This is a genomic window from Paenibacillus dauci, from assembly GCF_000971985.1.
In the GTDB taxonomy this organism is placed as follows: domain Bacteria; phylum Bacillota; class Bacilli; order Paenibacillales; family Paenibacillaceae; genus Saccharibacillus; species Saccharibacillus dauci.
In genome coordinates, this window is sequence record NZ_LAQQ01000008.1 from 1 (window position 1) to 12,664 (window position 12,664).

A 12,664-nucleotide genomic window follows, 5' to 3' on the forward strand; every position below is an offset into this window, starting at 1 on the left:
TTTCTTTATTGTACACAAAAAGACCCTACAAGATGACTTTTTTTCAAAGTGTCCATCTTGTAGGGTACAGTTTAGTAAATGCGATCCTCTTCTTTTACTGTGCTAGATTATATTCTCTTGATTGAAAAAACTGTCAAAGAGTGTGTATTCATAAAATACATGACTGCTATTTTAAATATATATTTAGTGATACATGTTACTTGGGGAGAATGTTGTAAATCTCCGGGGTAATACTTTCTTTGTTTAGAACGCGATATGCCCCTGTTCCATCTTTGAATCTGAGCTTGATTATATAGCTCTGCCCTGCATTTCCACCGTCAGACTCGCTTCGATTCAACAATTCATTGATCTGGTTTTTGTTGCTGATTACGACCTGCTTAGAAGTTCCACGATATTTTTTGAATAAATCAGCATAATTGACCACTGCAATTTCTTTTTGATTCCGCTCATCCGGAATAATAACAATAGCAGAAATATCTTCCACCTTGGTAATCAGCAGATTCCAGTATCCTTTTTCTTTCAGCCACTCCTCAGTCGGCTTGAATTGAGGACTCCAGCTGTAATAATACTCTCTACCAAAATAAGGGTCTTTATAAATTTGTATTACCATATTTAACGTATTACCGTATATCGGATTGTTTCTTGGGTTTTTCACTGCCAGCTTTTCTTTTATAATTAGCTGATTCAACTGTTGAATTTCAGTCGGATCCATAATATCTATTTTACGCTTTGGATTATCCGGGTTTCTGATCTTTATTGCACTTTCGGATTTCTCCAACGCTCTGAGATTATAAAATGCCATTTTATATTCTTTGGATTGCTGAATTTGCTGAAGATATGGCTGGTATTCTTCACTCTTAGGTATCATATAAGATCTTAAAAGATGACTTCCATCCTTCATAATATAAGCTATTTGTATTTGTTCATTGACGTTATAATAGTTATAATCGTTTCTACTTCCAGGATCAGGTTTATCTTTTACTACCTGAGAATGTAACCGAATCACACTTTGAATATAATCAGGATTAGAAGAGAGCATATCAGGATTGGGTTTCTCGATGTCTATTCCATGTGTCGGGTAATTAGATAGATCATTTCTAATATCATTGCCTATATATATAGATTTCACATCATTTGGTGCAGGTACTTTTGTTTCGTATCCAGTCAGTGGAGACACTGGGATATAGATGAACAATGCAACTATCACTCCGTAAAAGACCATTCCCAACCACAATTTGCGATCAAATACGTGCCGGGTTTTGCGAAGCACCATTTCGGCTGCTACATAACCGATTACTCCGCCGATTATGCACCATACAACATCCCATTTTTCAAAAAAAGTTATTCCATATAATCCGATTAATAATGCACTGCACAGTGTAACTCCAACACGGAATAATGGATTAAAGTAACGGAATACGATAGGCTGGGTGGATTTCTCCGTTGGACGCAACTTATACAGCAAGTAGCTTAGACCAATTAGTACGAAGGAAATAACAAGGTATATCCAGCCAATTCGCTGACTAAATCCATTTGTAGATACATTCATTAATTTTTCAATAGGAGACCAACCAGTCATAAAAGTCGAACGAGGTTCTCCATCATAATATCCATAAAGATATCTGGAAAAATATCGAACATAAAGAAAACTCAATCCACTAGGAAGCAGAAATAATATAATTGTAACAATGATCTGTAGGATGGACTGACCAATACACATTCCTACAAATAACGTAAATGTAAAGATAAATAAACTAATAACTGTCAGAGACACAGCCCAGTCGATTACCTGATCAACCGTAAAAACAACATGATTCAGATTGCCTGCCATTGATCCAGTAATAATAGCCGTAACCCATATTGGAACAATCAACATGCCAAGTCCAGATACCAGTGAGACCGTAAGTAGCTGATCTCTGCGTACAGGCAAACTATGGAACATCTCAGCCGCTCGCTTGGATTGTATAAATCTCATCAAGAAAACGGCCATCAATATGCACATGATGAAAGCAAATAGAATTGCCATCTCTCCGTCTTCTTGGAACAGATAATTCACGATTCGAGTATCTTTTTGATATTCATAAGCTGAATTCGATGATAACAGCTGCATCGGTCCGGCAAAGATCAGCAGCAGCAAATAGATAACCCCGATCCAGCCGCCTTGCCGCCAGGCATGCATCCATAATCCCCGGTTAAAGAAGTAGTGGTTGAACGTCATAACCGGCATCCCCCATTTCGTATATAAATATCTCTTCCAGTGTCATCGGTAGTACGTCGAATACATAAGGCTGATAGGCTTGCACAACCTCGGTAATGCGCTCGACCGTACCTTTGATAATATAGGTGCCTACGCTACCCCGTTCTTCCTTATGCAGGATATCCAATAGTCCGGAGATCGCCTGCTCATGTCTTGGATCACGGAAAGCGATCTGGATTTTGTGGCTGGCGGCTTTGAGATCGTCCAGTTCTTTTTCAATCAATAGACGTCCCTGATGCATAATCCCTACATGATCGCACATATCCTCGATTTCCCGTAGATTGTGCGAAGAGATGATCACAGTCAGTTCACGGTCAGCTACTTCCTGGAATATCAGATTCTTGACCTGTCTGCGCATCACCGGATCAAGTCCGTCGATCGGTTCGTCCAGAATAAGCACGTCCGGCTTGCAGCTGAGTGCCAGCCATAACGAAGCTTGACGCTGCATACCTTTGGACAGACGATGCAATTTACGCTTGAGCGGAATGGTCTTGAACGCCTGAGCGAGCTGCCGAAAACGCTGTTCATCCCAATTGGGATACATCGCCCGGTAAAATACCGCCATTTGCTGAATCGATGTCTGTGCAAAAAAATAAGGTTGATCCGCCAAAAAAATCATTCGCTGCTTGCTCTCGGGATGTTCATATATCGGCTGGCCTTCCAGCAGCACTTGTCCCCGGTCTGCCCGGTAAATACCTGCTACCGTCTTGAGCAGTGTCGTCTTGCCGGCACCATTTGAACCGAGCAATCCGAAAATCGAACCTTTATGTACGGTGAGAGATACTTCTTCTACAGCATGTTCTCCTTCAAAAATCTTGCTCAACTGCTTGATCTCAATCACTGCTTTTCCCCCTCTCCTGTTCTTCCATGGTCTGTTGATACAGCTTTTCAATATCTGATTTGGTAAAGCCAAGATAGATCGCTTCAGCAAAAAGCTTGAGCAGCCGCTCTTTCATCTCTGTCAGCTGTTCGTTATTCGGCTGCTGCCGGGTCGGTGACACAAAGCTTCCTTTGCCTGCCTGGGAGTAAATATAGCCTTCTCTTTCCAGCTCCCGGTACGCTTTCTGGATGGTATTGGGATTGACGGTCAGCTGTGCCGACAATGTGCGTACCGAAGGCAGCTGTTCATCCGGCTTGAGAATGCCATACAGAATCATTTCCTTGATTTTATCCATTAACTGTTCGTAAATGGGCTTGCGACTGCGTACATCCAGTTCAAACATGGGCTTCCCCCTTTCACTGTATTAACTGTACTACTATTATTAATACAGTTGAAGGTAATTGTCAATGACTGGGATTTACTTTTTATTAGGATAAGATGAAATGAGATGAACTATACAGCAAGAGTGGGCTGGATTTATAGAAAAATTGGATGTGTGGAGTTACTATATTTTTGAAAAGATGAAGGGGTACATTGAAGGTCAATCCGCGGCGCAAAGAGATTCTACCGCTTTCTCCGGTTAAAAATGGAGATCCTGAATGACCGATGATATCGGTTGATCTTCATTTTTAAATGTCGGGCGCTGGTATAATTCTCTTTTCTCCGCTCTGTGCTTGAAGGAAATACAATCGATGATACAGAATAACGAAATACGAATATGAAATACGAGGTACCGGATACAATACACGAGACACTAGTTGCGAAATACCAGATATCTCATCCAAAAAGAACAGTCTATCCATGTTATCGCTCTTCAGATTCGCTTTGAAACGTCACTATCATGATGCAACAGCATATAGCGAAGGGAAGGGAATTCTGCCAGAAGACCGACATTTAAGAATGGATATTGTCCGCTGCAAGCGGTCATTCCAAATATCCATTCTTAACCGGAGGTCGCCGGCAGAATTCCCTTCCCGCAGCGATAGATGCATATAGCGCTCAAGCAGATCTATATCTATATCTATGCGTACATCTACCTACCAATAAAGGAGAATCTCTAATGCCCATTCAACAGATTAGCAAAGAACAAGCCTGGCAGCTTCGTCATGAAGTCATGTGGCCGAATCGCGAGCTGGATTATGTACAATTGAAAAATGATGATCAGGGTGCGCATTATGGATTGTTTGTGGATCGTCAGCTCGTATCGGTGCTCTCTCTGTTTATCGATAACAATGAAGCCCAGTTCCGCAAATTCGCTACACTGGCGCACCAGCAGGGGCAGGGCTACGGCAGCCAGCTGCTCGCGTATGTGATGCAGCAGGCCGAGCAAGCCGGTGTACGGCGTATTTACTGTAATGCGCGCACCGAAAAGACCGGATTCTATAGCAAATTCGGTCTTCGTCCTACCGTCGATTCTTTTGTTCGCGGTGGCAAAAGCTATGTGATTATGGAACGCGTCTATGCCGCTTCTTCCAGCACTTCACATCATGATTCCAGCAGTGAAGCATAGCCTTCCAGCTGCTGCTCCAGCTCGGTAAAACGGATAAAGCGTGCTGCCCTGTATACTTCCTTGCCTTCATAAAACAGTATGAGTACCGGTGAAGTAAAGATTAGATACTCGGAAGCCAGCTCTGGTGCCTCTTCTACATAGATATAGGCACCGGCAATCTGTGGGTAATCCTCCAGCAGTTTTGCGGTCTGGGGCTGAACAGCCTCGCAGACACTGCAGTTATGCATTTTGAGCAGAAGCAGTTGCAGGCGGTTGCTTTGAATCTCTTCTCTCACCTGCTCTACGCTGTTTAATGATTTCATTGCTTGTCGATCCCCTTTCCAAACTACCCTAGAAAATAGCAAACACGATGCCTTGACCTTTGCTGGCTGCATCCAGATACAGATCAAAGACCTGATTCAGATACGGCATCAGATAGTCTTCTACGATCTCCTCATACGTATCGTTTTCATTGATCGCAAAGAAAAAGATCATCATCGCATGGTCTTCCACATCATCTGGACTCTGCTGGTTACTGGCTTTCCAGCGGTCAAAATCGATACGCTGCTCCAGTGCTTCACGCTGGCGTACGACTGGAATCGATTCAGCCATCTGGGCGACCTGATGCGGTGGCAGATAGAAAGTACCAAACTCGGTCAATTGGCTGTCGATCTTATACTGATCCTGTACCGGCACAAATGGAATATCCGGAAACATATCCGCGATCAGACTCCATGTTTTATCGATATCCAGGTCGGGCCGACTGGGGTCACCAGCCAGAACGGTCTGCAAATTCTCTTTTTCTACATAATAGATTCCTGTCATTCCCATGCTCATTACCCCCTGTGAATAATAGTGTTGTTACTCATTGTATAAGCTTCCGGGAACGATTACAAAACATCCATTTTATTCATATGTACATGTATGTATAATCGCTATTCCTTCCCACTATCTCTATGCTGTATGACTATTATCGAAGAAGCCTGCGATCGCTCATGTCTTACTTGCGTTCATACGTAAGAAGGCTGCCTTGTCTGCATCATATGCAGCAAGACAGCCTTCTCTTATCCCCTTTTAAATACCTCCGATACCATACATCCGTTGTTCTATGTCTCTCTTTATCTATGCGGTATGCATGGCATGGTCAAGCTTTGCTCTGTAACTAACCCTTTTATCTCTGGAAAATCATCTCTATCTGTATATATCTAAAATAAACGAAAGTCCTCTGTTTTTATATCGGCTTTGTTTATATTAAAAATCGAATTTGAAATCCTCGTCAGTCAGACGCTCTACATTCATTGCACGTACATAACCATTTCCTTTTTTGGAGAAAAAGTCATGTTGCTTGGTGTGTGTACTGATTCCGTTGAAGACAATCGGGTTGACTTCTTCTTCCGGGAACAGCGGATCAAAGCCCAGATTCATGAATGCTTTGTTGGCATTGTAACGCAGGAACACATTTACTTCATCTGTCAGGCCGATCGCATCGTAAATCTCGGCTGTATAGCCTTCTTCGTTCTCATGCAGATAACGGAACAGGCCTTCCAGTGTCTCGTAAGCGTCTTTTTGCTCGTATTCGTCCAGCTCGTTGTAGATTTCCTGTGCCAGTACACCCACGTATACACCATGGATACTCTCGTCACGCAGGATCAGGTCAATGATCTCGCCACTGCAGGTCATTTTGCCTTGACCCGCGAGGTACAGCGGATAGAAGAAACCACTATAGAACAGATAGCTCTCCAGCAGTACAGACGCAGCCATTGCCAGGAACAGTTCCTTTGGAGAATTAATGTTGGTGTAATACTGACGGATCGTCTCCGCTTTGGTCTGCAGACGTGGATGCTCTTCGACCCATTTGAAGATCTCGTCGATCTCTTCCGTTGAAGATAGCGTTGTAAAAATACTGCTATAGGACTTGGCATGGATCTGCTCCATCATTGCCATAAAGCCCAGTACCGCTTTGCGCTGCAAGCCGTCAACATGCTCCAGGATTTGCGGCATACCAATGCCACCCTGAATCGTATCCAGCAGGGTCAGTCCACCGAGGACTTTCATATAGGTTTGACGTTCCAGATCGCTCAGCTGAATCCAGGACATTTTGTCATCGGACAGCGGGATTTCGTCGTCTGTCCAGAACTGCATAATGTTCTGGTTCCAGAACATCAGGGAAAAATCGTCATCCGGACGGTTCCAGTTGACTGCTTTGATTGGCTCACTCATGTGTTGTGCCCCTTTCTCTTACCTGTCGTTATGTAGTGAAACAGTAGCTGTTTTTATCATAACAAGACTACAGTATGCAAGAAGAAGGGTCGTTCGCTTCTGATGCATACTGCAAGGTAAAGATCCATATTTATATTTACGCCAGTGGCGGGTTAGATAGTTTTGAATGTTAATTCACAATAGATAGAGTTTACGATTCTGTACGATTGTGCAGCTGATCCCATTCTTGCCAGGACATAATCGGCAGATCGGGTCTCGGCTCATCGTCCAGCATCGCCAGATATTCAATAGAATGTCCATCCGGATCGTCAAAGTAAATCGAGACGGCAGGCATAAATGGGAATACCATTAACTGCGCTGCATCTTCACCATGAAAGTTCTCTGTCGATATTCCAAGACGAGACAATTCTTCACGGGCAGATCTCAAATCCTCCAGCTCTACACGAAAAGCAAAATGCTGACGCTGTACAAGTGGCGTTGGATAATTTTCGCGAATCCCGAGCATACTCACACCAGGTGCGCCGACCGAGTAGAATCGGCTTTTGCGAGCCGTGTCTTCATGAAGGAGTGTAATGCCGGGCAGACGCTCATAAAAAGCAGCGGACCGCTCGACATCACTCACATTAATATGCGTTTCAAAAATGCCTTTAATCATTGCGTTCATCCTTTACTTTGTTCAAGCGGCGGATAGCGGTCTGAATCAAGCAGATCAAATCGTATAAATGAATATTATACGGAGCAGCTAATGCACTCTTCAACTGTCAGACGCTTGGTACGAGTGTAATACAGGGACTTCAGGCCTTTGTGTGCTGCGTACAGATAGTAGCGAGCCAATTGACGGGTCGTTACATCACTGCTTACATGCAGGACTGTAGAGATCCCTTGATCGACGTGCTGCTGGATCTCGGCGATCAGATCCAGAACTTTGAACTGATCCATAGTATAAGCGGATTTGTAGTAGAAATAGTTATCCTGCTGCATGTACGGCATTGGATAGTATGTGGTCGAGTTCGCATACGTACGTGTCTCGATCTGCTCTACAATCGGCATTACGCTGGATGTTGCATTCTGGATATAGGAAATGCTTGCTGTCGGCGCAATCGCCAGACGGTAGGCATGGTACAGACCATTTTTCATTACATCGGCTTTGAGGTTCTGCCAGTCTGCCGGTGTCGGGATGTACATGCTGCCAAATAGTTCTTGTACACGTGGCTTGGACGGACGATAGTCGGTCGCCAGATAACGGTCAAAGTACACACCACTTGCATAGTCGGATTTATCAAAGTCCATGAATGTTTTGCCAGTCTCGCGTGCAATCTCCATGCTCTTCTCCAACGAGTAATAGTTCATCATCATGAAGAAAGTACGTACGAAGTCGATTGCATCTTCGCTCTCGTAGGCAATTTTGTTTTTGGACAGATAGCCGTGCAGGTTCATAACGCCCAGACCTACAGAATGCATCTCACGGTTGGCTTTGGCTACACCCGGTGCATTAGCAATATTGGTCATATCACTTACCGAAGTCAGACCCATAATGCCTTCATGTACGGATTCACGGATTTTGCCGAGTTCCATAACATTAACGATATTCAGGGAACCGAGGTTACAGCTGATATCGCGGCGGATAATATCATCTACGCCATAGTCCATGATTTCTGTTGTTTCCTGCAGCTGGAAAATCTCCGTGCACAGGTTGGACATTTTTACCGAACCGATGCCATTGAGGGCATGGAATTTGTTGGCGTTACTTTTGTTCATAATATAAGGATAGCCGGATTCCAGCTGGATGCTGGCAATCTTGGTCAGCATATCACGTGCGCTCATGATTGGCTTTTTCTTGACACGGTCATCCGCCATCAGCGTATCGTACATTTCGTCGATGTTCAGATCGTCGAGGTGCTTGCCGTATGCTTTGTATACACTATATGGTGCAAATACGTGCAGCAGCTCGTTATCGGCTGCCAGCTTGTAGAAGCGGTTAGGCACGATCAGACCGATCGACAGTGTTTTCAGGCGAGTACGCTCGTCCGCATTGATCTTCTTGCTGTCCAGGAACTCCAGGATATCCCAGCCGAAGATATTGTAGTACGCTGCGCCGGAACCTTTACGTTGACCCATTTGGTCGGCATAGGAGAAAGCATCCTCCATCAGCTTCAGAACAGGCATGATGCCTTTGGCTGCGCCTTCGACGCCTTTGATTGGCTCGCCGCGTCCACGAAGCTTGGACAGGTTAACCGCTACACCGCCGCCGATTTTGGACAGCTGCATGCAGGTATTCAGTACATAGTTGATCGAGTTCAGGGAATCATCCATTTCCAACAGGAAACAGGATACCATCTCTCCACGGCGACTCTTGCCGGCATTCAGGAATGTCGGTGTTGCCGGCTGCAGACGCTGTTCCATCATGGAACGTGCCAGCGTCTTGGCATTTTCGGCATTACCGCGTCCGAGATGCAGTGCTACAACGGCTACACGATCCGGATAGTGCTCCAGGTACTTCGCACGGTCATTTGTTTTTACCGCGTAGTCCTTGTAGAACTTGGAAGCTGCCATATAGGAAGGGAACTGGAAGTTATAGCTGTGTGTAATCGCATATACTTCTTCCACGGCCTGCTCATTGTAATGCTGGTACATGTCCTCATAGTAATCGTTGTCGATCATGTAACGCACTTTGGACGAAGTGTCCGCGAAATGGATACTCTTCTCATCCACTTCCTTCATGTATTCCTGTACTGCTTCTTTATCTTTATCCAAACGGAAAAATCCGTTATCATCACGCTGCATCAATAGGTTGTTCAATTCAATATGCCGCAATTTTCTCTACCTCCTGTACGAATCGTTGTGCGTCTCCTGTAGTGCCGGATAGTTCAAATTTATATACGACCGGAACGCCGTAGCGCTCCGATATCAAATCTGCACTCTTGCCGAAGTTCTCGCCCCAGTTACGGTTGCCGCTGGCTGCTACGCCAAGCAGACGGCCATGGTTTTTTTCCAGAAAATGAGTCACCTTCTCGGGAACCTGACCGAAGCCGGTTGTGTAGGTGACCAATACGAATGGTTCATTCAGCTGCAGCGCCTCTTCAATCTGTACGGCCTGCACCGATGCATTTTTCAATTTTCCGATAAACCGTTTGACGTTGCCTGTCTTGGAATCATATGCAATCAGCATGTGGGATGACATCTCCTTCTCACTCAATATATAGTGTCGCTGACGGTTCTTTATTTATAAAGAACCGTCAGCGACACACGCGTTTCCGAAGCAACAAAGTACTGAAAACCCTTGCTACTCCAGCTTAATTTCTCTTAACAAGCATTACCCATATACCGCACGTTAAAACATTCCGTAACGCAATATGTAGGAGCTGTTCTAAACTTTAAACGCTATATATAGTGTTGTCAATAGGACCAACCAGCGAGAAAGCAGCATCCAAAATAGCCGTAAAAAGCAGATAACAAGTAAAATCTCCATGTATTCCGGCTTATTTGAACGCTACCTATCTGGTGAAAACTATTCAAAAAAATAATTCACTTGACACACTATATCTAGTGTGTTTTTTCAAACCATCTTTACTATCATTTCCAGATTATGAAATGAAGTTAGACAGTCATCACGATAGACACTCAAGTTTAAAATTTTACTGCTTTCAACATGAAAAAGCAAATGAAACTTATATAAAAATATAGATTTTTTTGACCTGTCATTTGTAGCGCTCCATGATAGCGGTTTATCCTGGAAGGCAGTCTGTCCGTTGGTCAGAGACACTCATTTTTTTCGCTGCATACGCTGCAGCAGACGAATCAAGTCATTGCGATTTTTGGCCTCTTTCATATACTTGGGCAGCCGGTAGGAAGCGGTACGTACATGGCTAGAATTCGGTCTTTCGCGTAAACTTGCTGCAATATAGTCGATTAGATAGGTAAGATGCTCCCGGTTAACCGCCCAGACCATCTTGCCGCGATAATAATCAAGGAAATACAATTCCTGATCGAAAAAGGGATCGCGCCCATTACGTATGTCCGATCCTGTCCAGACGGAACTTTCTCGTTTGTGGAGCTCTACGATATTATCCGTATGGCATGCCGGACAAATAATATGTACATGTTTTTGGGTAAATTGACGTTCATCTTTGACCGGTTCGTTGAACCAGCATTCGCAGGCCGTGCAGATCGCTGCAGCAGAATACGTATAATCGGGCTCCGCCAGCTTCCGGTAAAAGCAGGAATGACAAAAAAGTTCGATGTTCTCTCTATTGGAATCGGCTCCGATATAGGCAGCACTTTGGCATTTGGGACATTTCACTACGATACTGCCCTTTCGGGCCAGTACATAGGGAACAGAGTAAGGCTCAAACAAAGGATCGACAAAACGTTTCATCAATTGCTCCTCCTTTTTTGGGGAAATCTCATTTCATGATAGATCTTGATTCTCAAGTATAACTTTCTCTTTCTGTAGCAACAACCGGCTGGAAACTTCGCTCTCCTTCAGAGCAGAAGCAGGAGACTGAAAAATGCACATGCTTTCCTGAGAAATGCACACGGTTTTTGATTGAATCCAATTCCATATATTGTAATAATTAAACATGCATCTGAAAGCGTATACAAAATAAGGAGGTAGTTTATGAGAAATTCGGTCTTCAAGTATGTATTGCTCGCTGTTCTGATCATGGTGTGCGGATTGTCTCCGCTCTCTACCACTTCTGTCTCTGCTGCTGCACCTTCGGTCGGTTCCATACCGGCTTCCTCCATCCCTGCGCCTTCCGGCAAGGGCGTCATGACGTTCAAAGTCATGAATGCCACCAATGGAGCCTATCCGGACAATCGTGTCTATTGGGGCATCCTGGGCATTAATCCCGAGACCAAGCAGTGGAGCTACCTGACCAGCACAGGCCAACTGCAGCCTATCTCCGCAGCGTTGAATGACGCTCCCGGACATCTGACCAAAAACGGCGTCAACTATGCCAATATCTATAGTACCATCAGCCAGGCCGAATGGGTAAGCCTACCGAAAATGGATTCCGGACGCATGTTTATTTGTGTGGGTTCGCCTTGTTATATTAAGACTTTCAATGATGGATTTGCTGGACCGGATATCAACAACCCAACCGATCCGAATCTGGATGTTTATTTTGACTTTGTAGAATTTACAGTAGATAACACCGGTTACCATGGCAATACGACTCGTGTTGATGGATTCGGATTCCCATTGCAACATCGTCTGGTGAATCGTGCAGGCAACTATGACCGTACAGTGGGCGAACTGGAGTCCGAGACACGCGCGAGTATCTTCAGTAAGTATCGCAGTGAAGTGCCGACAGCGTTCAAAGGATTGGCCGATGTGCAGGCACCTTATCGCATCGTAGCGCCGATTCATGGCTCGTTCAAAGCTGGTGGTGCGAATGCCAATTACTTTGGCAGCTACGGCGGCGGCTATAACACGCAGGAGATTCTACTCTGCAATGGCAGACTGCAGGAATCGCCTGGTATCTGTTCTGCGATCAACCGCCATGTCTATGAGAATCAGGCGAACTGGAATAATGTATCTGCCTATTACCAGGCAGCGCCTGCCAACTATTATGCCAAGTTCTGGCATGATCACAGTATCGGCCGCCTTGCTTATGGATTCGCCTATGATGATTATAATCAGCAGGCTGCCTATCTGGAAGTCGGTGATCCAAAAGGATTGATTGTACGGGTAGGCTGGTAATTCATCATCACCATTGTATGAGATTTTGCTGCTATCATTATCATTCTGAAGTGAAACCATTCTAGTCAGTCCCAACACAAAAAGCCCTGCATAACCGGCAGAATACATCTGCTG

The 12,664-nt window shown here is 44.6% G+C and carries 12 protein-coding genes; 2 read left to right on the top strand and 10 right to left on the bottom strand.

Features of this window, described 5'->3' with window-relative positions; genetic code table 11:
* Positions 1-196: 196 nt before the first annotated feature.
* Genes WH46_RS20475 through WH46_RS20485 form a run of 3 tightly spaced genes read right to left on the bottom strand, consistent with a single transcriptional unit; the run spans position 197 to position 3,480 of the window.
* Positions 197-2,218 (bottom strand): ABC-2 transporter permease, encoded by a 2,022-nt coding sequence (locus WH46_RS20475; RefSeq protein ID WP_046228146.1) that lies wholly within the window; start codon positions 2,216-2,218, stop codon positions 197-199.
* Entirely contained in the window at positions 2,193-3,098 is a 906-nt protein-coding gene (locus WH46_RS20480) for an ABC transporter ATP-binding protein (protein WP_046228147.1), read from the bottom strand. Before WH46_RS20480 ends, WH46_RS20475 begins: the two co-directional genes overlap by 26 nt.
* Complete coding sequence (locus WH46_RS20485) at positions 3,091-3,480, bottom strand: GntR family transcriptional regulator (RefSeq protein ID WP_017811594.1); 390 nt, start codon at positions 3,478-3,480, stop codon at positions 3,091-3,093. The genes WH46_RS20480 and WH46_RS20485 overlap by 8 nt, the downstream gene beginning before the upstream one ends.
* Before the next feature lie 717 nt (positions 3,481-4,197).
* Between WH46_RS20485 and WH46_RS20490 the strand changes: the two genes are divergently transcribed.
* The gene (locus WH46_RS20490) at positions 4,198-4,647 is read left to right on the top strand and encodes a GNAT family N-acetyltransferase (RefSeq protein WP_197088300.1); all 450 of its coding nucleotides are present in this window, start codon (positions 4,198-4,200) and stop codon (positions 4,645-4,647) included.
* Here WH46_RS20490 and WH46_RS20495 read toward each other — a convergent pair.
* From WH46_RS20495 to WH46_RS20525, 7 genes are all read right to left on the bottom strand, one after another.
* Complete coding sequence (locus WH46_RS20495) at positions 4,623-4,949, bottom strand: thioredoxin family protein (RefSeq protein WP_046228148.1); 327 nt, start codon at positions 4,947-4,949, stop codon at positions 4,623-4,625. The two genes, WH46_RS20490 and WH46_RS20495, sit on opposite strands and share 25 nt — an antisense overlap.
* Before the next feature lie 28 nt (positions 4,950-4,977).
* Positions 4,978-5,457 carry a hypothetical protein gene (locus WH46_RS20500; RefSeq protein WP_046228149.1) on the bottom strand — a complete coding sequence of 160 codons (480 nt, stop codon included), beginning with the start codon at positions 5,455-5,457 and terminating at the stop codon, positions 4,978-4,980.
* 420 nt (positions 5,458-5,877) lie between these two features.
* Positions 5,878-6,846 carry a class 1b ribonucleoside-diphosphate reductase subunit beta gene (nrdF, locus tag WH46_RS20505; RefSeq protein ID WP_017811598.1) on the bottom strand — a complete coding sequence of 323 codons (969 nt, stop codon included), beginning with the start codon at positions 6,844-6,846 and terminating at the stop codon, positions 5,878-5,880.
* Positions 6,847-7,036: 190 nt separating this feature from the next.
* The gene (locus WH46_RS20510; protein ID WP_046228150.1) at positions 7,037-7,501 is read right to left on the bottom strand and encodes a VOC family protein; all 465 of its coding nucleotides are present in this window, start codon (positions 7,499-7,501) and stop codon (positions 7,037-7,039) included.
* Between the two features lie 74 nt (positions 7,502-7,575).
* Positions 7,576-9,660 (bottom strand): class 1b ribonucleoside-diphosphate reductase subunit alpha, encoded by a 2,085-nt coding sequence (gene nrdE, locus WH46_RS20515; protein WP_017811600.1) that lies wholly within the window; start codon positions 9,658-9,660, stop codon positions 7,576-7,578.
* On the bottom strand, positions 9,647-10,015 hold the full coding sequence (gene nrdI, locus WH46_RS20520; protein ID WP_017811601.1) for a class Ib ribonucleoside-diphosphate reductase assembly flavoprotein NrdI: 369 nt from the start codon (positions 10,013-10,015) through the stop codon (positions 9,647-9,649). Before nrdI ends, nrdE begins: the two co-directional genes overlap by 14 nt.
* Before the next feature lie 594 nt (positions 10,016-10,609).
* Positions 10,610-11,221, bottom strand: a complete 612-nt coding sequence (locus WH46_RS20525) for a hypothetical protein (RefSeq protein ID WP_046228151.1) — start codon at positions 11,219-11,221, stop codon at positions 10,610-10,612.
* A gap of 243 nt (positions 11,222-11,464) precedes the next feature.
* Between WH46_RS20525 and WH46_RS20530 the strand changes: the two genes are divergently transcribed.
* Complete coding sequence (locus tag WH46_RS20530) at positions 11,465-12,550, top strand: glycoside hydrolase family 64 protein (protein WP_046228152.1); 1,086 nt, start codon at positions 11,465-11,467, stop codon at positions 12,548-12,550.
* The last annotated feature ends 114 nt before the right edge of the window (positions 12,551-12,664 follow it).